Genomic DNA, 21,618 nt, shown 5'->3' with positions numbered 1-21,618 from the left:
GCGCAGCCTAGCCGCAACGCCTCCGGGCAGGCCTTCGCAAGCTTCGCGGATTCGCCGGACGGGCTTCGCGGAACTTGGCACGGCTCCACCGGTGACGGCGGCCGCGCCGGCTGCCAGAGTCGGTGCTGCGGCCGGGAGGCGCCCAGAACGGCGGCGAACGGGCAGGTCAACTGCCCTGACCTGCCGTCCGGGTGACCACGTCCCGCGGTGTTCCACCGCTGCCCGGCGCCACCCGGCCGCCCTCTCACCACCTCGTGAGAGGTCGCTCACATCCTTCGCAACGTCCTTCGCATATCATCCCCGGGAGTCGATCACCATGACCCAGTCGGTTCGGCAGCAGCAGGAGCAGCAGGCGGCGGAGCTGGCCGCCCGGTGGGCGTCCGACCCCCGCTGGGCCGGCATCGAGCGCACGTACGGCGCGGCCGACGTCGTCCGGCTGTCCGGTACGGTGCGCGAGGAGCACACCCTGGCCCGCCGCGGCGCCGAGCGCCTGTGGAAGCAGCTCCACGAGCAGGACTACGTGCACGCCCTGGGCGCGCTGACCGGCGGTCAGGCCGTCCAGATGGTCAAGGCCGGGCTGCAGGCGATCTACCTGTCCGGCTGGCAGGTCGCGGCCGACGCCAACCAGGCCGGCCAGACCTACCCGGACCAGAGCCTCTACCCCGCCAACTCCGTTCCCCAGGTGGTGCGTCGGATCAACAACGCGCTGCTGCGCGCCGACGGGATCGACGCCGCCGAGGGCACCGACGGCGGCCCGGACTGGCTGGTGCCGATCGTCGCCGACGCCGAGGCGGGCTTCGGCGGCCCGCTGAACGCCTTCGAGCTCACCAAGGCCATGATCGCGGCCGGCGCCGCGGGCATCCACTACGAGGACCAGCTGGCCTCCGAGAAGAAGTGCGGCCACCTCGGCGGCAAGGTGCTCGTCCCCACCGCCCAGCACGTCCGCACCCTCAACGCGGCCCGCCTGGCCGCCGACGTCGCCGACGTGCCGACCCTGATCGTCGCCCGCACCGACGCGCTGGCCGCCAACCTGCTCACCACCGACGTGGACGAGCGCGACGCCCGCTTCTGCACCGGCGAGCGCACCGCCGAGGGCTTCTACCGGGTCGAGCCCGGCATGGCGCCGGTGATCTCCCGCAGCCTGGCCTTCGCCCCGTACGCGGACCTCATCTGGGTGGAGACCGGCACCCCGGACCTCGCCCAGGCCCGGGAGTTCGCCGAGGCGCTCAAGGCCGAGTACCCGGACAAGATGCTGGCCTACAACTGCTCGCCTTCCTTCAACTGGAAGGCCGCCCTGGACGACGACCGGATCGCCAAGTTCCAGCGGGAGTTGGGTGCGATGGGCTACCGCTTCCAGTTCATCACGCTGGCCGGCTTCCACGCCCTCAACCACTCGATGTTCCAGCTGGCCCGCGGCTACGCCGAGCACGGCATGACGGCCTACGTAGACCTCCAGGAGGCCGAGTTCGCGGCCGTGCCGGACGGCTACACGGCCGTGAAGCACCAGCGCGAGGTCGGCACCGGCTACTTCGACCAGGTCTCCACCGCGCTCAACCCCGAAGCCGAGACCCTGGCGCTGACCGGCTCCACCGAGGCTGAGCAGTTCCACTGATCCTCCGATCCCCGCCCGCCCGGTGGATTCGGTCGTCCACCCACCGGAGCGTGCCACCCCGGCGGCGCGTACGGCGGAGCGAGGGAGCTCCGTGCCGCCCACCCGCCCGGGGCCGCGTTGAGGGACGCGGCCCCGGGCCCCACCCGTCCCCGCCTGACCCGCCCCTACCTGACCCGCCCCCGCCTGCTTCCCTGGAGAACCGGATGAGCCAGTCCCGTCGCGTCGAGGTCCTCGGAGAGCCCGAGGACCGCTTCGAGGAGGTCCTCACCCCCGAGGCCCTCGCCTTCCTCGCCCGGCTGCACGACGGGTTCGCCGCCCGCCGCACCGAGCTGCTCGCCGAACGCGCGCGCCGCGCCGCCGAGTTGGCGTCCGGCGGCACCCTGGACTTCCGCCCGGAGACCGCCGCCGTCCGCGCGGACCCCAGCTGGCGGGTGGCCGGCGCCGGCCCCGGCCTCACCGACCGCCGGGTGGAGATCACCGGCCCGCCCGAGCGCCGGATGGCCGTCAACGCCCTCAACTCCGGCGCGAAGGTGTGGCTCGCGGACTTCGAGGACGCCACCTCCCCCACCTGGCACAACCTGGTCACCGGCCAGCTGAACCTGGCCGACGCGGTCGAGCGCCGGATCGAGGAGACCACCCCGGACGGCAAGCACTACTCCGTCGGGACCGACCCGGCCACCATCGTGGTCCGCCCGCGCGGCTGGCACCTGGACGAGGCCCACCTGCTGATCGACGGCCGCCCGGCCGTCGGCGCCCTGGTCGACTTCGGCCTCTACCTCTTCCACTGCGGCCGACGCCAGATCGAGCGCGGCAGCGGCCCGTACTTCTACCTGCCCAAGCTGGAGAACCACCTCGAAGCCCGGCTGTGGAACGACGTCTTCACCGCCGCCCAGGCCGAGTTGGGCATCCCGTACGGGACGGTCCGCGCCACCGTGCTGATCGAGACCATCACCGCCGCCTTCGAGATGGACGAGATCCTCTACGAACTGCGCGACCACGCCGCCGGGTTGAACGCGGGCCGCTGGGACTACCTGTTCAGCCTGATCAAGAACTTCGCCCAGCACGGCCCGCGTTACGTCCTGCCGGACCGCGCCACCCTCACCATGACCCAGCCCTTCCTGCGCGCCTACACCGACCTCCTCGTACGCACCTGCCACCGGCGCGGCGCCCACGCCATCGGCGGGATGGCCGCCGCGATCCCCCAGCGCGACCCGGCCGCCAACGCCGTCGCCCTGACCAAGGTGCGGGCCGACAAGGAGCGGGAGGCCGGGGACGGCTTCGACGGCTCCTGGGTCGCCCACCCCGGCCTGGTGGACGCCTGCCGCACCGCCTTCGACGCCGTCCTCGGCGCGTTCCCGCACCAGCTCGACCGCACCCGCGCGGACGTCGAGGTCACCGCCGACGACCTGCTGGGCGTGCACCGGCTGTCCGCCGGCCTGCCCACCGACCAGGGGCTGCGCGCCAACGTCGCCGTCGCCCTGCGCTACCTCACCGCCTGGCTCGGCGGCACCGGCGCCGTCGCCGTGTTCGGCCTGATGGAGGACGTCGCCACCGCCGAGATCGCCCGCTGCCAGATCTGGCAGTGGCAGCACCACTGCACCCGGCTCACCGGCGGCTCGCTCGCCACCCCGGACCTGGTGCGCCGGCTGATCGACCGCGAGCGCGCCACCCTCCTCGCCGAGGGCGTCGACCCCGAGCTCCTCGACGCCGCCGTACGGGTCCTCACCGAGACCTCCCTCGGCGACGAACTCCCCGCCTTCCTCACCACCGAGGCCTACGCCCGCCACCTGGTCCGCGTGCGCGCCACGGCCTGAGCCACACCACCACGGAGGCACCGCACCATGAACGACATCCGAACGACCGAGCTCCCGACGAACGAGACCCGAACGAACGAGATCCGCCGCGTCGCCGTCGTCGGCGCCGGACAGATGGGCGCGGGCATCGCCGAGGTCTTCGCCCGCGCCGGCCTGGACACCGTCGTCTGCGAGAAGGACCGGGCCGCGCTCCGGGCCGCCCGCGGCCGCATCGACCGCTCCCTGCACCGCGCCGTCGACCGCGGCCGGATCGACCCGGCCGAGCGCGAGTCCGCCCGGGCGCACCTGCTGTTCGCCGACGACCCGGCGGCGCTGGCGGACCGCCAGCTCGTCGTCGAGGCCGTCGTCGAGGACGAGCACGCCAAGACCGAGGTGCTCACCACCCTCGACAAGGTCCTCGTCGACGACGGGGCGATCCTCGCCACCAACACCTCGTCCATCCCGGTCACCCGCCTCGGCATCGCCACCGGCCGCGCCTCGCACGTCCTCGGCCTGCACTTCTTCAACCCGGCGCCGGTGATGCCGCTGGTCGAACTGGTCTCCTCGCTGCACACCGACCGCGCCGCCCTGCACCGGGTCGAGGCCTTCGCCCGGGGCGCCCTCGGCAAGCACGTCGTCCACTCCCGCGACCGGGCCGGCTTCGTCGTCAACGCCCTGCTGGTGCCCTATCTGCTGTCCGCGATCCGGATGGCCGAGGCCGGCCACGCCACCCCGGAGGACATCGACGCCGGCATGGTCCACGGCTGCGCCCACCCGATGGGCCCGCTCGCCCTCGCCGACCTGATCGGCCTGGACACCGTCGAGGCCATCGCCCGCTCCCTGTACGACGAGTACAAGGAGCCCCTCTACGCCCCGCCGCCGCTGCTCTCCCGGATGGTCGAGGCCGGCCTCCTCGGCCGCAAGAGCGGCCACGGCTTCCACCCCCACCGGACGTCCTGACCCCGGATCACCGGGCCCGGGAGAAGCACTGGGCCGCGCCGGGCCGAATCAGGCCGAGCCGAGCAGAACCAAACAGCAGGTCAAGTCTCCCCAAAGCCCTGGTAAAGTTCCTCCCCGTGCCGCAACGGGGGGACCGCGGCCGTTTCCAGGGGGGGCATCACCGCCGGCCTCGTTCCACCGGACCGCCACGGTGGCGGGGGTGCCGCCCTGCTCGCGCCCGGCCGCCCCGCGGTCTCCCCCGTGCCCCGGAGAGGGGTGGCGGCGCTCCACCGGAACACGGGAGACAGCTCATGGCTGACGAGATGGTTCGTCTGGCTCAGAAGTTCATCAACACGACCTACAACAGCGGTGCCACGCTCGGCATCTCGAAGCTGGAGGAGGACGGCCGGACCGGCTGGCCGACCATGTACGCGCTGACCCGCGCGCTCCAGTACGAGATGGGCATCACCGCGCTGTCGAACTCCTTCGGCCCGACCACCCTCTCGACCCTCCAGGGCAAGTACCCGAGGCTCGACGAGTCGACCGTCCCGTCCGCGAACTTCTGCCGGATCCTCCAGGCCGCCCTGTACTGCAAGGGCTACGACGGCGGCGAGATCGACGGGAAGTACAACGACCGGGTGAAGGCCGCGGTCGGCAGGCTCAAGACCCACATGGGCCTGGAGTCGGTGTTCCCGGGCAGCGCCCTCGAACCCAAGGTGGTCAAGGGCCTGCTCACCATGGACGCCTACGTCACCGTCAACGGCGGTACGGACGGCGTCCGGGCCATCCAGCGGTGGCTGAACGGCCGCTACGTCAACCGCAAGGACTTCTTCGTCATCCCCTGCGACGGGCACCACTCCCGGGACGTCGCCAAGTCCATGCTGCTGGCGATCCAGTACGAGCTGGGCATGGCCGACGGCACCGCGAACGGCGCCTTCGGCCCCGGCACCCAGGCGGGGTTGAAGGGCCGCACCCTCACGCTCGGCGCCACCGGCACCTGGCCGACGCTGTTCACGGCGGCGATGATCCTCAACAAGCGGGACGTCCCGCTCGGCGACTTCACCGCCACCGTGAAGAGCGGCGTGGAGGCCTTCCAGTCCTTCGTGAAGCTGCCGGTCACCGGCGCGGGCGACTTCCAGACCTGGGCCTCGCTGCTGGTCTCCTACGGCGACCAGACCCGCCGCGGCACGGCCTGCGACGGCGTCACCAAGATCACCCCGGCCCGTGCCCAGGCGCTCAAGGACGCCGGCTACCAGTACATCGGCCGGTACCTCTCCAACGCCTCGACCACCAGCCTGCCGGAGAAGCAGATCCAGCCGGGCGAGCTGGCCACCATCAAGCAGTACGGCCTGCGCTGCTTCCCGATCTACCAGACCTGGAGCCGGTCGGCGGACTACTTCGGCTACGAGCAGGGCAACAACGACGCCTTCCGCGCGGTCGAGTGGGCGCGCTTCCACGGCTTCAAGCCCGGCACCACCATCTACTTCGCCGTCGACTACGACGCGATGGACGGCGAGGTCACCGCCAAGATCGTCCCGCACTTCCGGGGCGTCCACCACACGATCAGCGAGAACTCGCCGTACCGGGTGGGGATCTACGGTCCGCGCAACGTCTGCCAGCGGGTCGCCGACGCGGGCTACGCGGAGACCAGCTTCGTCTCCGACATGTCCAGCGGCTTCTCCGGCAACCTCGGCTACCCGATGCCGACCAACTGGGCCTTCGACCAGATCGCCACCATCACCGTCGGCTCGGGCGCGGGCGCCATCGAGATCGACAACAACATCGCCTCCGGCCGGGACACCGGCCAGGGCGACTTCGACCCGGGCCTGCCCAGCGTCGCCGGGCTCGACGTGGACCTGGACAAGACCGCCTACCGCGACCCGATGCTGCGCGACGTGCAGAAGTACCTCACGTCGATCGGTGTCCCGGAGACCGGCGGCTCCGGCTGGACGGACTCCGACTGGGTCACCCTCGGCGGGGTCTCCACCACCAAGGCGTACGACCTGGTACTCAGCGCGGACTGGCTGTTCACCGCGCTGGCCCGCGAGTTGAAGCTGCGCAAGGCCCTGATCCAGGCACCCGTCCTGTGGGAGCTGCGCAAGCTGAACCCGCTCGACGCGGTCTCCGACGCCGGCGTCCGCAACGGGATCCTGGAGGACTGCAGCACGGGCTGGGGCCAGATCTTCGCCCGGGTCGCCATGGCCGCCCGCAACTACTGCCTCAAGGAAGGCCTGATCAACGGCTCCCCGCTGGCCGAGCCCAACCTGCGGGAGGTCTGGGACAAGCTCCAGGACCCGGCCTACAACATCCGCTCGGTCGCCTACCTGACGGTCTACAACGCCCACCAGCTCAAGATCGCCCGCCCCGACCTGACCACCGGCCCGGCCGACACCCAGGCCCTGCTCGCCCGGTACAACGGCCTCGGCGAGGACGCCCAGCAGTACGGCCGCGAGCTGATCGGCCTGTACAACGTCCTGGAGGGCTACAACCTGCTCTCCCGCACCAAGTGAGCTCCGCCACCCCGGCGGACGCCGAACGGCCCCGCGACTACTCCCCCACCGCCGCCGTCGTGAACCTCCTGCTGGGGGTGCCCGGCATCGTCCCGGTCTGGCTGCTCTACTACTTCGCCGCCAACTGGCCGCTCGCCGCGCTCGGTTGGACCAGCCGTGAGCCGACGGAGAACGACGGCGTCCTGCCGTGGCTGCTGCTGCCCGGCCCCCTGGTGCTCGGCTCCGCCGTCCTGTGGTGGTTCGCCAACCGCGCCCTGCGGCGCCGCACCGCCCCGCACGGCCGCCGCGCGGTGTACTGGCCGACCAGCGTCCTACTGACCCTGGTGCCCACCTTCGTGCTCATCATCGTCCTGTAGGAGAAAGAGAGTTGGAAAACGTGCAGACCACCGTCACCCGGCGCACCGTCACCCGACGCACCGCCGTCCGGGGCGCCGCCGTCCTCGGCGCGGCCGCGGCCACGGCCGCCCTGCTCCCGGGCACGGCCTCGGCCGCCCCGGTCACCACCCCGCCGCAGGCCCCCGGGCTCCCCGAACTCACCGAACGGAAGCTCCCCACCAGCGCCAACGGCTGGACGATCGAGAAGGAGGCCAACCACGTCTCCACCGTCTGGACCCGCCAGGTCGCCGGCACCGGGCTCTCGGTCGACCTCCGGATCGGCGACGTCGAGGAGATCCTCGTCCACCTGATCCGGCGCTTCCACTACGAGGTGGAGGAACTCCCCGACGGCGACCTGCTCGGCTGGCAGGAGATCGGCGGGCTGCGCACGGCACTGCCGGAGTCGAACCTCGCCTCCGGCACCGCCGTCCGCATCCGCCCCGGTGCCTCGGCCAAGGGCGGGCTCTTCGCCCACCAGGAGCTGGTGCTGCGCGACATCCTCGCCGACTGCCAGGGCGTGGTGCGCTGGGGCGGGGACGACGACGAGGTGGACGAGTCGCTGTTCTACCTCGCCCTCGGCCCGCAGGACCGCCGGGTGAACCGGCTCGCCGACCGGCTGCGCGGCTGGGCCGAGCGCCCCGGCGCGGGCGCGGGCACCCCGGTGGACGTGGCCTCCTCGGACCGCCGCACCGAGGCGAGCGCCCTGGCCCGCACCCAGCGCGCAGGCTGACCACCCCACGGGGGGCGGACGCGGCAGCCGTGCCGCGCCCGCCCCCGAACCCGTCCGATCGGCCCACCCGATCAGCCCACCCGATCAGCCCACCTGATCAGACCGCGAGTTCGGCCCGCAGGCGGCGGGCGGCGGCGACCAGGCTGTCCAGCGAGGCGCGGGTCTCGGGCCAGCCGCGGGTCTTGAGGCCGCAGTCGGGGTTGACCCAGAGCCGCTCGGCGGGGATCGCCGCGAGACCGGCCCGCAGCAGCTCGACGGCCTCCTCGGTGCTCGGCACCCGCGGGGAGTGGATGTCCCAGACGCCCGGGCCGACCTCGCGCGGGTACCCGGCGGAGGCCAGTTCCCCGGCGACCTCCATGTGCGAACGGGTCGCCTCCAGGGAGATGACATCGGCGTCGAGTTCGTCGATCGCGGTCATGATCGCGCCGAACTCGGCGTAGCACATGTGGGTGTGCACCTGGGTGTCGGCGCGCACGCCCGAGGTAGCCAGCCGGAAGGCCTCGGTGGCCCAGTCCAGGTAGGCCGGGCGGCCGGCGGCGCGCAGCGGCAGGGTCTCGCGCAGGGCCGGTTCGTCGACCTGGACGACGGCGGCACCCGCGGCCTCCAGGTCGGTGACCTCGTCGCGCAGGGCGAGGGCCACCTGCCGGGCGGTCTCGGCGAGCGGCTGGTCGTCGCGGACGAAGGACCAGGCGAGCATGGTGACCGGGCCGGTGAGCATGCCCTTGACCGGGCGGTCCGTCAGGTCCTGGGCGTAGCGGAACCAGTCGACGGTCATCGGGTGCGGGCGGGAGATGTCCCCGGCCAGGACCGGCGGCCGGACGTAGCGGGTGCCGTAGGACTGCACCCAGCCGTGCCGGGTGGCCAGGTAGCCGGTGAGCTGCTCGGCGAAGTACTGGACCATGTCGTTGCGCTCGGGCTCGCCGTGCACCAGGACGTCCAGGCCGGCCTTCTCCTGGTAGGCGACCACCTCGCGGACCTCCGCCTCCATCCGCTCCTGGTACGCGGCGGCATCGATCCGCCCGGCGGTCAGGTCGGCCCGGGCGACGCGCAGTTCGGTGGTCTGCGGGAAGGAGCCGATGGTGGTGGTCGGCAGCAGTGGCAGTGCGAGCCGAGCCCGCTGGGCCGCGGCCCGTACGGGGTAGGGCTGGGCGCGCCGGGCGTCGCCCGGGGTGACGGCCTCGGTGCGGGCGCGTACGGCCGGGTCGCGGGTGATCAGCGAGGTGGCGCGGGAGGCCAGGTCGGCGCGGTTGGCGGCGAGTTCGGCGGTGATCGCGCCGGTGCCCTCGCGCAGGGCGCGGGCCAGCAGCGCGGTCTCGGTGGCCTTCTGCTTGGCGAAGGCGAGCCAGCGGGCGATCTGCGGGTCGATGTCGCGTTCGAGGGTGGCGTCGATCGGCACGTGCAGCAGCGAGCAGGAGGGCGCGACGTCGACCCGGTCGGCGAGCCCGAGCAGGGTGGCCAGGGTGGCCAGCGAGGCGCCCAGGTCGTTGATCCAGATGTTGCGGCCGTCGATCACCCCGGCGACCAGGCGCTTGCCGGGCAGCCCGCCGACGGCGGCGAGGTCCGCCAGGTTGGCGGCGGCCGGTCCGGTGAAGTCCAGCGCCAGGCCCTCCACCGGGGCCTTGGCCAGCACCGCGAGGGCGTCGCCGAGGCGGTCGAAGTAGCTCGCCACCAGCAGCTTGGGCCGCTCGGTCGGCGCGCCCAGCTCGCGGTAGGCCCGGGCGGCGGCGTTCAGTTCGGCCGGGGTCCGGTCCTGGACCAGCGCGGGCTCGTCCAGCTGCACCCACTCCGCGCCGGCGGTCCGGAGCGCCGCGAGCAGTTCCGCGTAGACGGGCAGCAGCCGGTCCAGCAGGGTGATCGGCTGGAAGTCGGCGGCCACCCCCGGCGCCGGCTTGGCGAGCAGCAGGTAGCTGACCGGCCCGACCAGCACCGGACGGGCGCCGTGCCCGAGCGCGAGGGCCTCCTTGAGTTCGGCGACGGCCTTGGCCGGGTTCGCGGCGAAGGCGGTTTCCGGCCCCAACTCCGGGACGAGGTAGTGGTAGTTGGTGTCGAACCACTTGGTCATCTCCAGCGGAGCGACGTCCTGGTTGCCGCGCGCCATGGCGAAGTAGCCGTCCAGCGGGTCGGCGTCGACCGCCTCCCGGTGCCGCGGCGGGATCGCGCCGACCGCCACGGTGGTGTCCAGTACGTGGTCGTAGAGCGAGAAGTCGCCGGTCGGGACCTCTTCGATGCCGGAGTCGGCGAGCTGCTGCCAGTTCCCCCGGCGCAGGTCGGCGGCGGTGGCCAGCAGCACCTCGGCGGTGACGGCGCCCTTCCAGTACCCCTCGATCGCCTTCTTCAACTCCCGGCCCCGCCCCTGGCGGGGGTAGCCGTGGGCGGTGGCGAGGGTCGCCGCGGCTGCGGACTTCGTGGTCAAGGGACTCTCCTTCGCGAGTCTGGTTCCTCAAGTGCCCGGCGACGGGGACGAGGACGCGAAGGGACGACGGACCGGACGGGCTCCCGCACACGGGTACGGCTCCGCCAGGTGTGGTCGCCGACCCGCCCTCGAGGTCACCGGATGGCCGGGCGCGAACGGTCGCACCCGGGCAGTGGCAGGTCTTCGGACTCGCGGGCCCGCCCGTCCTCGTCGAGGACCGGCACCTACTGGCCGTCGCTTCCCAGACCCGAACCGGGCCCAGTGCGTATGACGGCGGTCGTTCCCACTCACCGCTGCGGGGCAGTCCCGGACTGGCCAGTTGAAAGGCGTCACCGGGTTCCCTCTTACGACGCCCCGCCTGGCGGACGGGGCGAACCAGCTGCACCGGCCACCCTACGGGCAGCCCGCCGGTTTCCGGCCGGAGAACCGCACAACCGTCCGCATGATGAGACGGCGTCAGCCGCCGGACAGGGCGCGCGGATCTTTCCGCGCTCCGAGTGCGACGTTCACGAATCGATGGCGACGGGTAGTCGAATGAGTGCCGAGAGTGGCCGAGTTGGGGGGTGGTCCAGGGAGCGACGATGTCGGAACACGAGGAGAGCGGCGCGCGGGCCGAGACGGACGGACCGACCGGGCCGGACGGGCCGCGGGTGCCGCCGCAGGGCGGACCGGGCGCGGCCGAGGAGGCCGATCCCGTCTCCGGAAGACCGCCCCGGGCCGCGGGCGGCGCGGTCCGCTGGCCGGAGCAGATGCTGCCGCTGCTGCGTTCCCCGAACTCCGCCCACCCGGCGGCCGGGCACGGCGAGGAGGACGAGGACGGTGCGGCCGAGCCGGGGGCCGGCGAGGTCGCCGCCGTGCTCGGACTGGCGCTGCTGGTGGGCGAGTTGATGCTGACCTGCGGCGAGGCCGCTGAGGACGTCGAGGCGGCGATGCTCGCCGTGGCGCGAACCTACCGGGTCCGCCCCTGCGACCCCCAGGTCGCCTTCACCCGGGTCGCGATCTCCTACCGGCCCGGCCGCGGCGACCCGCCGGTGACGGCCGAGCGCTTCGTCCGCCGCCCCACCGGGGACTACGCCGGGCTGGCCGCACTGTTCCGGCTGGTCACCGAGATCACCACCGGCGGGCTCGCCGTGGACGACGCCCACCGGCGGCTGCGCACCGTGCACCGGCACTGCCGCCACTACCCGGCCTGGGTCCTGGTGCTCTCCTCCGGCCTGCTGGCCGGCGTCGCCACCCTGCTGGTCGGCGGCCGGGCCGACGCCCGGGCCTGGCTGGTGTTCGTGAGCGCCGTGGTCACCACCATGGTGGGCGGCGCGCTGGCCGCCCGGGTCGAACGGCACGACCTGCCGGAGTTCTACCGGCTCGCGGCGGCCGCGACCCCGGCCGCGGTGGTCGGCATCCTGATGTCCTTCAACCAGCTCCAGCTGCGCGGCTCGGTGGTGATCACCGGCGGGCTGTACGCGCTGCTGCCCGGCTGGCCGATGGTAGCGGCCGTGCAGGACGGCCTCGCGGGCTTCTACCTCACCGCCGCCGCACGGCTGTTGGAGGTGCTGTACCTGCTGGCGGGCGTGGTCGTCGGGGTGATGACCGTGCTCTACATCGGGGTCAACAACGGCGCCGACCTGGCCGCCCAGAGCGGCCCGGCCGCCACCTCCAACCCGCCGCTGCAACTCGCGGCCGCCGTCCTGCTCGCGCTGACCTTCGCGGTGCTGCTCAACACCGAGCCGACCACCCTGCCGGCCGTCCTGGTCAACAGCGCGGCGGGCTGGACCACGTACTCCGTGCTGGCCGACGCCGGCGCGGAGCCGATCATGGCCACCGGCCTGGCCGCCGTCCTGGTGGGCCTGTCCGGCCAGCTGATGGCCCGCTACCGGGGCAGCTCGGTGCTGCCGTACGTCACCGCCGCCCTGGGCTCCCTGCTGCCCGGGTCGCTGCTGTACTTCGGGCTGCTCGCCTTCGTCCGCGGCGAACCGGAGGCCGGGCTCAGCGGCCTCGGGCACGCCACCGCCACCGCGATGTCCCTCGCCATCGGCGTCAACCTGGGCCGGGAGGCGGCCCGCCTCTTCCTTCCGGCCCGGCCGTCCGCCCCGGCCACCCCGGCCACCTCGGCCGCCCGCCACCGGGGCCGCCACCGACGCTGAGCCACGCCCGGGGCGTGTGGGAGAGTGAGTTGATCATTCCGAGTGAAGTGAAAGGCCACGGCGTCACGGTGACCGAGTCCCTGCCCCACCTCCTGTTCTCCTTCGGCACGCTGCTGGACCGGCAGGTCCAGACCGCGCTCTTCGGGCGCACCGTCCCGACCGCCCCCGCCTCCCTGGCCGGGTACACGACCAGGCCCCTCACCATCACCGACGAGGCCGTCATCGCCACCAGCGGCCAGGACGTGCACCTGACCCTGGAACGCAGGCTCGGCAGCACGGTCGAGGGCGCCGTCCTGCGGCTGACCGACGAGGAGCTGGCCGCGGCCGACGCGTACGAGGTCGCCGACTACGCCCGGCGACAGGTCCTGCTCACCTCGGGCGAGACCGCCTGGGCCTACCTGGACGCGAACCCGCTGCGCTCGGCGGCACGCATCGTCATCGTCGGCGACAGCATCGCCTACGGGCGCTGCGACCCCCAGGGCGGCTGGACCGGGCACCTGGCGGCGGCCCACATCGCGGCGAACGAGACCCAGAACCGGGTCTTCAACCTCGCCGTCCCCGGCAGCACCCTGGCGGACGTCAGCGCGCAGACCCCCGCGCTCCTGCCTCCCCGTCACCCGGACACGCTGATCGTGGCGGCGGGGATCAACGACTCCGCCGTGCCGCTCGCCGCGCCGGGCGACGGCCACGACGGGCTCATCCACCTCACCGGCCACCTCGACTCGCTGGCCGCGACGGCCCGGCGGCACAACGCCCGCCTGGTGGTCGTCGGGCCGATCTGGCTCGACGAGACCCGCACCGGCGACTACGAGGGCCTGCGCTTCACCACGGACCGGGCGCTCGCCCTGCGCACGGCCCTGCGGGCCTGGTGCGCGGACCACCACATCGACTTCCTCGACCTGTGGGAGCCGCTCCGCGACCAGCCCCACCTGCTCGTCGACGGCCTGCACCCCGACGCGGCGGGACACAAGGAGCTCCACCGGCACCTGGACGCCCTCGGCTGACCGCGGTGGGGGCGGGGGGGCCCCCGGGCCCCCCGGGCCCCCGCGCACGGGGGGGCGCCGGGCCCCCACGGCGGGGACTACTCGGCCTGCTCGGAGAGGGGGAGGCCGTACTCGCCGGCGGAGCCCGGCCGGCGGACCACATCGCCCTTCTTGGTGAGGCGGCTGAGGGTGTTCTCGACGGTCTTGCGGGTGACGCCGGTCATGTCGGTGATCTGGTCGAGGTGGAGGTACATGACCTCGGCGCCCATGGGGTCGCGGCGCTCGTCCAGCACGGTGAGGATCTTCTCCTCGGCGGTGGGCTCCTTGACCAGGGACGGCGCGGTGGCGGAGGAGGGCGTCCACCCCGTGCTGCCGCCGTTGCCGCCCTCCTCGGCGGCGGGGCCGACCGGGGTGGCGGCGATGGCGTCGCGGTCGGCCCAGTCGGGGAAGTCCGCCGGGTAGGCGATCCGGGCCGGGTCGAAGTGGCCGGCGGCGGATTCGAGGATCCAGTGGCGCATCATCTCGGCGCGCTCGTCGGGGCCGACGACGTAGCCGACACCGAAGGTGCGGCGGGGGTCGTCTTCGGGGACGTTCGGGTCGTAGATGAGGTTCTCGTCGTCGCCCTTCCAGTAGGCGGGGATCTGGGAGGGGTCGATGCCGTCGAACGCCCTGGGGAGGTCGACACGGTCGGCCTGCGCGCTGTCGGACCGAAGGAGGATCAGGGCGCCGCCGTAGAAGACGTTGTCGCGGATGGCGGTGCTGGAGCCCATCTGGTCGAGGTTGATGATCTGTCCGCACAGCACCAGGGGCATGCCCATGGAGCGGCCCAGGGCGGCGAGGGCCAGCACGATGAACGCGGCTTCGGCCTTGTGGGGGCTCTTGTCGCCGAGGAGCTGGGACATCTCGTCCAGGATGGTGACGACGTAGGGCCGCTCCGGGGTGGGCTCGAAGTTCTTGGCCCGCAGGTCCCGGCTCTCGGCGATCCGGTGGAGGAGGAGGGCGTAGGCCACGCGCAGGGCGCCGATCGCCCCGTCCAGCCCGCAGCCGGCGTAGGCGGCCATGTCCTCGACGTCCGGGTTGGAGGAGCCCTTGGGGTCGGCGTAGATGATCGCGGCGCCGTTGACGTGGTAGCTCAGGCCCAGGAGCTGGAGGACGCCGCCCTTGCCGGAGCCGGTGACCCCGGCGACCAGGACGTGGCGGGCCCCGCCTTCGGGGTCGTAGAGCTGGACCCGGGCGGGCTTGCCGGACACCCCGGTGCCGAGCTGCACGAACCCGTTCTTGTTCGCCGCGAGGGTCTCCGGGCCGGGCAGCGGGCGGCCCTCCTCCAGCGGGGAGCGGTCCATCATGCGGAAGATCGCCTTGCGGGGGTTGCCGGTGCGCTCGACGGAGACCAGCAGCGGGGTCGTGCGCAGGGCCCCGGCGATCGTGTAGAGGTCGGGGACGGTGAGGGCGTCGGTGTCCTCGTCCGCCATGACCCACGCCGCGACACCACCGGTCGCCGGGTCGGGGACGAGCCCTTCGAGGTGGGTGCCGGGCATGCAGCCGCCGCGGCGGGCGACCCGCTGCAGCCAGAGGGCCTCCAGGGCGGAGTACTGGGGGCCGTCCTGCTCGGCGGGGGCGATCAGGCGCACGTGGATGCGGCGGGCGCTGTCGTGCGGGCCGTCGGTGATGCTCACCCAGGCGGCGGGGACGCGGTAGACGCCGGAGACCGCGCCGGGGGTGACGGTGACCGGCCGGCCGGGGTCGGCCTCGACGATCCCCTCCCAGGCCTCGGGCCCGTGGCCGGTGAGGGTGAGGTGCTGCCCCGGGTGGGCGCCGTACTCGCCGCTGATGTGGGCGAGCCAGAGCTGCAAGACCTTGGCGACGGCCGGGGGCAGTTCGGGTTCGCCCGGCGCGACCGGGGCGGTGGGGGTCTTGGTCTTGGGCTTGCTGGTGCCGAGGACGCGGCGCAGGGAGAACGCGACCAGGCCGGTGGTGGCCCACCAGGCGGTGGAGACCAGCCCGGAGAGGGAGGGCATGGTCATCCACCCGGCGAGCAGGGCGTCGATGCCGGGCAGGCCCTGCACGGTGGCGGTGGCCGCGGCGGTCGCGGTGGCGACGGCGGACAGGGCGAAGGGGCGGCGGTGGGCGCGCAGGACGTCCCCGCCGGGCAGGTCGTCCAGCAGCCGGTCGGACAGCATCCCGGCGGCGTTGGCTCCGGCGACCAGGACCGGGGCGGCCATGAACGTGGCGACGGTCCCGGCGGCCTGCGGGTCGAGGAACGGCGTCACGCCGGCGGCCAGCAGCGGGGCGGCGACTTGCGCGACGGCGAAGCGCCTCTCGGTGGCGGGGTTGGGGGCCTGGGTGGTGTGGGCGGTGTGAGGGGTGGTCATCTCGGCTACTCCTGGGTGTACCACGTGCGGTCGGCCATGGGGACGCGGGAGGAGTCGACGGCCTGCTGGATGCCGTCGTGGTCGGTGTGGGCCTGCCGCTCGGTGGCGACGGCCTCCCGGCCGGCCTCCTCGGCGGAGGCGGCGTAGGCGATCGCGGCGTCGGACAGGCCCTGCATGATCCGGGAGACCTCGCGGGTCTCGGCGACCGTGGCGGCGTCCACGTGGAGGGTGGCGATCTGCTCGGCGAGCCGGCCGGTCTGCTGGGCCTGTTCCTTCTGCGCGGTGGCAAGGGCCTGGAAGGCGGCGGTGTCGCGCCGCACCTTTCTGGACAACTCGCGGACCTGGCGTACGAGTTCGCGGTAGGTGAGGTCGGTTGCCATGTCAGCCTCCCTGGTGGGCCTGGTAGAAGCCGCGTTCGGCGGGCGTCGTGAGCGGGCTGTCGATCACGGCCTGGTAGATCCGGCCGTGGCGGGTGTGGGCGTTGGAGGCCAGCACGGTGACGGCCTCGGTGCCCCGGGCGGCGCGCTGCTGGGTCTCCTGGGCGGCGCTGTCCAGGGCGGCGGTGCGCTCGGCCAGGCGCCGCAGCTTGTTGACCAGGGCGATACCGCCCTTGACGTGCTGGGCGTCCTCGGCGAGCTGCTGGGCGCGCTTGGCGTGCTCGGCGGCGTGCTCGCGGGCGGTCTTGCTGTCCTCGGCGATCCGGGTCAGCCTTTCCTGCTTCACCGCCAGGCCGAGTTCGAACTGCCGCAGCGTGCGCACCTCGCCGCGGCTCATTCGGTGCTGGGTGCCCTCGCCCGGCCCGGCCGTGAACGAGACGCTGTCGGCGCCGACGGCGATGTCCCGTACCGGAGCGGCCTGCGGCTTCCCGTCCGGGCTCTGCGGCGGGCGGGTCGGCTGCGGGGGGTGCGCCGGGCGGCGCGGGGTGCGCGCCGGGCCCGAAGCGGTCCCGCCGGCCTCACCGGCGGGGGAGGGCGGCTTCTTCGCCATGTCGGCGGTCGAGCCGTGGACCGGCTCCATCCCCGGGGTCTTGTCAGGCACGGGCTTCTTCCTCTCGGTCTCGTCCGCGCCGGCCGGGGCCTTGCCGGGCACCGGCGGCGGAGCGGGCTTCTCCCCGTCGACCACCGCGGTGGCGGGCGCTACCGGGGGCGGGGTCTTCGCGGTGGCCGGGGGCTTCGCCGTCGTGCCGGGTGCGTCCGGTTCGGTGGGGCCGGCCGGGGCGGGCGGGCTCGGCTTGTCGCCGCGGACCTTGTCCTCGATGGCCTTGGCGCCGTCGAACTTGGTGTCCAGCCCCTTGTCCACGCCCTTGGCGGCGGGCTTCGGCGGCTCGGACGGTCCCGGGCCGGGCTTGTCCGGCTTCTCGCCGCTCGTGCCGTCCGGCCTGTCGGCGGGGGTCGTCTTCGGGGGCTTCCCGGCGCCGCTCTTGTCGGGCTTCGGGGCGGCGGGGTTCTTCGGGGCCTTCCCGCCCTTGCCCGTGCCGCCGACCGGGGGTTCGGGCTTCGCGCCGCTGGTGTCGGCGGCCTTGACGGGGGTGGTGGTGTCCTTCGAGGTGCTGGTCTTCGCGGAGCGGGTGTCGCGGTGGTTCTTGTCGTCGCCGCTGGTCTTGGCCGAGGTGTCGTTCTTGGCGGCCCTGGCGTCGGACTTGGTGTCGGCCGTCTTGGTGTCGTGGTTGGCCTTGGACGCGGTGGAGCTGTCGGTCTTGGCGGCCTTCGTGTCGGCGGTCTTGGCGTCGGTGTCGGCCTTGGTGCGGTGGTCGCGGTTCTTCGCGTCGTTGGTGTCGTTCTTCCTGACGTCGCGCTGGTCGCGGCCCTGGTGCTGCTGCTGGCTGGTCTTGTTGTTCAGGTCCGCGGTCTTCGCGTCGCGCTGGGAGCGGTGCTGGGCGGCGTGCTCGTTCTTGGCGAGGCGGTCGGACTTGTTGGCGTTGGTGGTGGTCGCCGAGGTGCCGGAGACCCGGTTCTCGGTGATGTTGTGGGCGCGCTTGATGCTGGTCGTGGTGCCGGTGCGGCGCCACCGCTCGGCCAGCGCCCGCACTAGCGCCGAGAGGGCGCCCTCCCGGGCGCCGTCGGCACCGGGCCCGCCGTCCGGGTTCTCGGCGGCGGGGTTCGGGCCGGCGGGGCCGGTGGGGGTGTCGGGGGTCTGGGCCAGGGCCGCGGTGGTGCCGAGCGGCTCGCCCTGGCGGGCCGGGCGCACGGGGGCGAGGATCTGCGCCAGGGTGCTCGGAGGACCACCGGCGGCGGTGCCCGACCCCGGTGCGGCCCCCTCCGGAGAAGCCTCGGCGGCTTCCACGACGGGCGGTGCGGCCGGGGTCGGCGGGGGGAGCGGAGTGCCAGGAGCGGCGGGTGCGGTCATCGCGATTCCTCACTCTCTGCAACCTCCCACCCACCCCCCACCCGAGCAGAAAGCCCCCTCCCACGCCCCTGAGCGGGTGGGGAAGACGCTTCTCCGGATGGGGGGTGGGTGGGGGGAGGTCACAATCGGTTACGGACGGAAGAACTTCCGCTTCATCCAGCCGACGGCCACCGCACTCCCGGCGACGCCGAGGACGACCAGGCCGACGCCCGGAGTCGAGCCGTCGTCGCCCCCGTCGGAGACGGTGCGGGAGGTGTTGACCATCCCGGGCGCGTCCACGGAGGGGAAGACCTTGCCGCAGTCGGAGACGGCGTTGTACGCATTGCCGGCCTTGGCGACGCACGTCTGGACCGCCTCCCGGCGGGCCTTCTGCGCGGGGGTCTCCTGGTCGGCGGTCTTCGCGAGGTCGGCGGCCTGCTTCTGCCGTTCCAGCTCCACCTTCGAGCTGTCCAGGGCGATCTGGGCCTTCTTCACGTCGGCGTCGGCCTGGGCCGAGGCGTAGTTGGAGTAGGCGACCATCCCGGCGGCGGCCAGCACGACCGCTCCGGCGCCGATCCCGGCCAGGACTCGGGGGGACAGCCGGGCGTTCGGGGCGTAGGCGCCGTGCAGCGGCGGCGCCTTCCAGGACGGCACGCTGGTGATGTCGTAGGCGGGGTCGTTGTAGACCGAATCACGCTCGGCCATGACGTTCTCCTGTTCGTGAACCAGGCGGGGAAGGCGGGGAGTTGAAGCACTCAGAGCCGGTAGGGCTCCAGGGAGAAGAACAGGACGTCCGCGGCGGCCAGCAGGGGCTCGCGTCGCGCCAGGTAGTCCCGGATGCCGGTGTAGGCGTCCTGCCGGGGGTAGCCGGGCGGGAAGGTGGAGCTGCCGGTGCGCGTCGCGATGGTGAAACCGTTGGGCACCGGGTGCTGGAGGGTGATCAGCCAGGAGTGGGTGGGCTCGACAGTCGACGGGGTGTCGGTCGAGGGCATGGCGGTTCTCCTTCGGGTTCAGGCCGCGAGGGCGGTGTGGTCGGCGCAGGTCAGGCAGGTGCCGAGGTGCGCGGGGAGCACGTAGCCGGCGTCCCGTCGGCAGGTGGGGCAGGTGCGGCGCGCCCGGTTGGCCTTGGCGAGCGCGGCGGCCTTCGCCGGGGTCATCGGCCGAACGGGCTTGGCCCGGTCGAGCCGGTAGAGGTAGGCGGGGCGGGTCCCGCCGAAGCGGGAGGGCCACATGATCTGAGCGGCGACGTCCTGCCCGCCGGGACGCAGGCCCTTGGCGCGGAGCTGCCGGCGGGTGAAGAACCCGGCCGGGGCCATGCGCCACGGGTAGGTGGGGGTACCACCGTGGCGGGCGCCGTCCGGGTCCCAGTGCTGCGGGCGGCTCACCGCTCGTCGTCCGCGTCGAAGGCGTAGAAGCCGAACAGGCCGACCGGCGCGCCGCTGTGGGTGCCGGTGACCGTCAGCCACGCGCTCGTGTCGTGGTGCTTGTGCTCCACGCGGGCGGGGTCGAGGTCGAGGGCCTGGCGCCACTGCTCGAACTCGCTCAGGTCGTCCTGCAGCGCGATGTACAGGCCCCACGCCCACTCGTACGTGCCGGGCACCGGCATGGGCTGCAGCTGAACCCTCGCGGCGGGCAGGTTCGGGTGGGCGGTGATGATCGCCAGCAGCGCGCCGGCGGCGCTGACCTGGTCGGCGTTGGTGTCGGTGCTCATCGGGTTCTCCCGGTTCTCAGGCGGCGGCCGGCGCGTCATCGGCGCCGTACTGCTCGTTGAGCCGCTTGTAGACGACGTTGACGTAGGAGGCGGCGCGGGTGGAGCGCTGGGCGGCCTGGCGCTGCGAGACGCCGTCGCGCCAGCACTGTTCGATCACTCGGGCGGCCTCGGCCTCGTCCAGCCGGACCGGTTCCCGTGGGTCGGTGTTCACCTCGTCGGAGGGAGTGTTCACCTCGTCCTCGGCGGTGAACGCCTCGGGCTCCGGGGTGTTCACCACGTCCGGTCCGTCCGGGTACACCGGGCCGTCGATCACGTCGTCGGCGACCTCCGGGGCCGGGGCGGCGATCGGTTCGGCGGTGTCGGCCGGGGCGGGGTGAACGGTGGTGAGCGCCGGGTGAACGGGCTCGGTGTTCACCGCCTGCGCCGGACCCGCCGCGACCGCCTCCCGAGGCTCCGCTCCGGGGTCGGGCGGCAGGGTGGCGGCGGGCCGCGGGGCGGGGGTGAACGGTGCCTGCGGGAGGGTGAACAGCGGGGTGTTCACCGCCTGCCGGGCGGCCGGCGGGACCGTGGCCGGGCGGGTACGGAGCGGCGGTTGGGGCCGCTGGGCGAGGCGGGCCAGGGCCCGGCGGTAGGCAGGTCCGGCCTCGGCGACGAGCAGCAGCAACAGCGGCGGGATCAGGTGGATCACCACTCCCACCAGGTCGCCTACCAGCGCGGCGGCCCCGATGTTGAGCCAGACCGTGGCCAGCCCGGTGACCCACCGGAAGGCGGCCGGCCAGTGTCCGCCGCTCACCCCGAAGCGGGCCAGAGTGCTGTCCGACTGGAGGCTGAGGATGAAGCACCCGTCGGTGGCGATCGCCATGACGGGGCCGGTGCCGTAGCCGGGTGAATGGGCGGCGATGAACGGCGCGGCGGTGGACATGCTCACCGCGACCACCGCCCCCGTCAACACCCACGTGCCGATGCTGATCACGAGCGACGTACGGCGGATCTGGGCCGGGGTGGGCACCTCGGTGAGCACCGGGTGAACACCCCCGCCCTGGCGGTGAACGTTCACCCGGCACCCCCGGTGTTCACCCGGGCCCGGGAGCGGACCGCCCGTCGCAGCACGCTGGCGCGCTCGCGTTCGTTCAGGCCGCCGAAGATGCCGTGCGGCTCCTTGCGCTCCAGCGCGTCGGCCAGACACATCGACTTCACCGGGCAGCCCGCGCAGAGCATCTTGGCGCGGCGCTCGGCCCACTCGGCCGCCTCGGTCCCCATCTCCTCGGGGTCCGGGAAGAACAGGGTCGTGTCACTGCCCGCGCAGGCGGCGCCGCGCAGGTCGCTGTCCGGGTTCGGCCGGTACTCGGCGAGCACGGTCGCCGCCGAGCGGGCACTCTGGTGCGGGTTGCGAATGGCGGTCCTGAACCGCCGGCCCTTGAGAGTCATCAGGCCGCCGCCTTCCAGGTCCGCATCCGGCAGCGCTCGGCGGTGTGCATCAGTGCGGACCCGAAGCCGGCCGCCGGGCCGTCCAGGTCCCGCAGGATGTCCCGCGCGGCGTCGAGCCGGATGGCCCGGTCCTCGTCGGACTCGTCCTCGCTGCCGATGAACAGCTCGATGTCGACGCCGACGCCGAGCGCCAGCTCCGCGAACTCCAGGGGCGTCAAGGCCTCCTGGCCTCCGACGTACAGTTTCATGGGGTCACCTCATCCAGTTGAGGGGTGAGCCCGCAGGG

The 21,618-nt window shown here is 73.4% G+C and carries 19 protein-coding genes and 1 riboswitch; of the genes, 8 read left to right on the top strand and 11 right to left on the bottom strand.

Going from position 1 to position 21,618, the window contains the following annotated elements; all coding sequences use genetic code 11:
• Positions 1 to 316 precede the first annotated feature (316 nt).
• The 6 genes from aceA to ACFV8H_RS04430 all read left to right on the top strand — a co-directional run bounded on the left by aceA (position 317) and on the right by ACFV8H_RS04430 (position 7,959).
• Entirely contained in the window at positions 317 to 1,612 is a 1,296-nt protein-coding gene (gene aceA, locus ACFV8H_RS04455) for an isocitrate lyase (RefSeq protein WP_380396470.1), read from the top strand.
• A 203-nt stretch (positions 1,613 to 1,815) separates the two neighbouring features.
• On the top strand, positions 1,816 to 3,426 hold the full coding sequence (aceB, locus tag ACFV8H_RS04450; RefSeq protein ID WP_380396469.1) for a malate synthase A: 1,611 nt from the start codon (positions 1,816 to 1,818) through the stop codon (positions 3,424 to 3,426).
• A 27-nt stretch (positions 3,427 to 3,453) separates the two neighbouring features.
• Positions 3,454 to 4,365 carry a 3-hydroxybutyryl-CoA dehydrogenase gene (locus tag ACFV8H_RS04445; RefSeq protein WP_380396468.1) on the top strand — a complete coding sequence of 304 codons (912 nt, stop codon included), beginning with the start codon at positions 3,454 to 3,456 and terminating at the stop codon, positions 4,363 to 4,365.
• Between the two features lie 290 nt (positions 4,366 to 4,655).
• On the top strand, positions 4,656 to 6,854 hold the full coding sequence (locus ACFV8H_RS04440; RefSeq protein WP_380396467.1) for a glycoside hydrolase domain-containing protein: 2,199 nt from the start codon (positions 4,656 to 4,658) through the stop codon (positions 6,852 to 6,854).
• Positions 6,851 to 7,210, top strand: a complete 360-nt coding sequence (locus tag ACFV8H_RS04435) for a hypothetical protein (RefSeq protein WP_380396466.1) — start codon at positions 6,851 to 6,853, stop codon at positions 7,208 to 7,210. Before ACFV8H_RS04440 ends, ACFV8H_RS04435 begins: the two co-directional genes overlap by 4 nt.
• A 20-nt stretch (positions 7,211 to 7,230) precedes the next feature.
• Positions 7,231 to 7,959, top strand: a complete 729-nt coding sequence (locus tag ACFV8H_RS04430) for a hypothetical protein (protein WP_380396510.1) — start codon at positions 7,231 to 7,233, stop codon at positions 7,957 to 7,959.
• Between the two features lie 97 nt (positions 7,960 to 8,056).
• Here ACFV8H_RS04430 and metE read toward each other — a convergent pair whose 3' ends face one another.
• Complete coding sequence (metE, locus tag ACFV8H_RS04425) at positions 8,057 to 10,372, bottom strand: 5-methyltetrahydropteroyltriglutamate--homocysteine S-methyltransferase (protein ID WP_380396465.1); 2,316 nt, start codon at positions 10,370 to 10,372, stop codon at positions 8,057 to 8,059.
• A gap of 177 nt (positions 10,373 to 10,549) precedes the next feature.
• Positions 10,550 to 10,719, bottom strand: a riboswitch (cobalamin riboswitch).
• Positions 10,720 to 10,953: 234 nt separating this feature from the next.
• Here metE and ACFV8H_RS04420 point away from each other — a divergent pair.
• On the top strand, positions 10,954 to 12,513 hold the full coding sequence (locus ACFV8H_RS04420) for a threonine/serine exporter family protein (protein ID WP_380396464.1): 1,560 nt from the start codon (positions 10,954 to 10,956) through the stop codon (positions 12,511 to 12,513).
• Positions 12,514 to 12,581: 68 nt separating this feature from the next.
• The gene (locus ACFV8H_RS04415) at positions 12,582 to 13,517 is read left to right on the top strand and encodes a GDSL-type esterase/lipase family protein (protein ID WP_380396463.1); all 936 of its coding nucleotides are present in this window, start codon (positions 12,582 to 12,584) and stop codon (positions 13,515 to 13,517) included.
• A 77-nt stretch (positions 13,518 to 13,594) separates the two neighbouring features.
• On the opposite strand, the gene ACFV8H_RS04410 is transcribed toward ACFV8H_RS04415, so the two are convergent.
• The 10 genes from ACFV8H_RS04410 to ACFV8H_RS04365 form a co-directional block, all read right to left on the bottom strand.
• A complete protein-coding gene (locus ACFV8H_RS04410; protein WP_380396462.1) occupies positions 13,595 to 15,868 on the bottom strand; it encodes a type IV secretory system conjugative DNA transfer family protein in 2,274 nt (757 codons plus the stop codon).
• 5 nt (positions 15,869 to 15,873) lie between these two features.
• Positions 15,874 to 16,248: a hypothetical protein gene (locus tag ACFV8H_RS04405; protein ID WP_380396461.1), complete on the bottom strand. Its 375-nt coding sequence runs from the start codon at positions 16,246 to 16,248 to the stop codon at positions 15,874 to 15,876.
• A gap of 1 nt (position 16,249) precedes the next feature.
• Positions 16,250 to 18,214 (bottom strand): hypothetical protein, encoded by a 1,965-nt coding sequence (locus ACFV8H_RS04400; RefSeq protein WP_380396460.1) that lies wholly within the window; start codon positions 18,212 to 18,214, stop codon positions 16,250 to 16,252.
• 129 nt (positions 18,215 to 18,343) lie between these two features.
• Entirely contained in the window at positions 18,344 to 18,898 is a 555-nt protein-coding gene (locus ACFV8H_RS04395) for a hypothetical protein (RefSeq protein ID WP_380396459.1), read from the bottom strand.
• Between the two features lie 50 nt (positions 18,899 to 18,948).
• Entirely contained in the window at positions 18,949 to 19,185 is a 237-nt protein-coding gene (locus tag ACFV8H_RS04390) for a hypothetical protein (RefSeq protein WP_380396458.1), read from the bottom strand.
• An 18-nt stretch (positions 19,186 to 19,203) separates the two neighbouring features.
• On the bottom strand, positions 19,204 to 19,578 hold the full coding sequence (locus ACFV8H_RS04385) for an RRQRL motif-containing zinc-binding protein (protein ID WP_380396457.1): 375 nt from the start codon (positions 19,576 to 19,578) through the stop codon (positions 19,204 to 19,206).
• The gene (locus ACFV8H_RS04380) at positions 19,575 to 19,904 is read right to left on the bottom strand and encodes a hypothetical protein (protein WP_380396456.1); all 330 of its coding nucleotides are present in this window, start codon (positions 19,902 to 19,904) and stop codon (positions 19,575 to 19,577) included. Before ACFV8H_RS04380 ends, ACFV8H_RS04385 begins: the two co-directional genes overlap by 4 nt.
• 16 nt (positions 19,905 to 19,920) lie before the next feature.
• On the bottom strand, positions 19,921 to 20,961 hold the full coding sequence (locus ACFV8H_RS04375; protein ID WP_380396455.1) for a hypothetical protein: 1,041 nt from the start codon (positions 20,959 to 20,961) through the stop codon (positions 19,921 to 19,923).
• Entirely contained in the window at positions 20,958 to 21,332 is a 375-nt protein-coding gene (locus tag ACFV8H_RS04370) for a WhiB family transcriptional regulator (protein ID WP_380396454.1), read from the bottom strand. The genes ACFV8H_RS04375 and ACFV8H_RS04370 overlap by 4 nt, the downstream gene beginning before the upstream one ends.
• Positions 21,332 to 21,580: a hypothetical protein gene (locus ACFV8H_RS04365; RefSeq protein ID WP_380396453.1), complete on the bottom strand. Its 249-nt coding sequence runs from the start codon at positions 21,578 to 21,580 to the stop codon at positions 21,332 to 21,334. Before ACFV8H_RS04365 ends, ACFV8H_RS04370 begins: the two co-directional genes overlap by 1 nt.
• Positions 21,581 to 21,618 lie beyond the last annotated feature (38 nt).

The sequence above is a fragment of the Kitasatospora sp. NPDC059827 genome, from assembly GCF_042731675.1.
Lineage (GTDB): Bacteria > Actinomycetota > Actinomycetes > Streptomycetales > Streptomycetaceae > Kitasatospora.
The sequence above is the reverse complement of the archived record's forward strand: the minus strand, read 5'-3'. Positions and strand labels throughout refer to the sequence as shown.

Excerpts from the sequence above, each read along its gene's own strand:
- ACFV8H_RS04395 (WP_380396459.1), bottom strand. The coding sequence starts at position 18,898 with ATGGCCGAGCGTGATTCGGTCTACAACGACCCCGCCTACGACATCACC.
- aceB (WP_380396469.1), top strand. The coding sequence starts at position 1,816 with ATGAGCCAGTCCCGTCGCGTCGAGGTCCTCGGAGAGCCCGAGGACCGC.
- ACFV8H_RS04390 (WP_380396458.1), bottom strand. The coding sequence starts at position 19,185 with ATGCCCTCGACCGACACCCCGTCGACTGTCGAGCCCACCCACTCCTGG.
- ACFV8H_RS04405 (WP_380396461.1), bottom strand. The coding sequence starts at position 16,248 with ATGGCAACCGACCTCACCTACCGCGAACTCGTACGCCAGGTCCGCGAG.
- ACFV8H_RS04420 (WP_380396464.1), top strand. The coding sequence starts at position 10,954 with ATGTCGGAACACGAGGAGAGCGGCGCGCGGGCCGAGACGGACGGACCG.
- ACFV8H_RS04410 (WP_380396462.1), bottom strand. The coding sequence starts at position 15,868 with ATGACCACCCCTCACACCGCCCACACCACCCAGGCCCCCAACCCCGCC.
- ACFV8H_RS04365 (WP_380396453.1), bottom strand. The coding sequence starts at position 21,580 with ATGAAACTGTACGTCGGAGGCCAGGAGGCCTTGACGCCCCTGGAGTTC.
- ACFV8H_RS04445 (WP_380396468.1), top strand. The coding sequence starts at position 3,454 with ATGAACGACATCCGAACGACCGAGCTCCCGACGAACGAGACCCGAACG.
- ACFV8H_RS04400 (WP_380396460.1), bottom strand. The coding sequence starts at position 18,214 with ATGACCGCACCCGCCGCTCCTGGCACTCCGCTCCCCCCGCCGACCCCG.
- ACFV8H_RS04370 (WP_380396454.1), bottom strand. The coding sequence starts at position 21,332 with ATGACTCTCAAGGGCCGGCGGTTCAGGACCGCCATTCGCAACCCGCAC.
- aceA (WP_380396470.1), top strand. The coding sequence starts at position 317 with ATGACCCAGTCGGTTCGGCAGCAGCAGGAGCAGCAGGCGGCGGAGCTG.
- ACFV8H_RS04440 (WP_380396467.1), top strand. The coding sequence starts at position 4,656 with ATGGCTGACGAGATGGTTCGTCTGGCTCAGAAGTTCATCAACACGACC.
- ACFV8H_RS04380 (WP_380396456.1), bottom strand. The coding sequence starts at position 19,904 with ATGAGCACCGACACCAACGCCGACCAGGTCAGCGCCGCCGGCGCGCTG.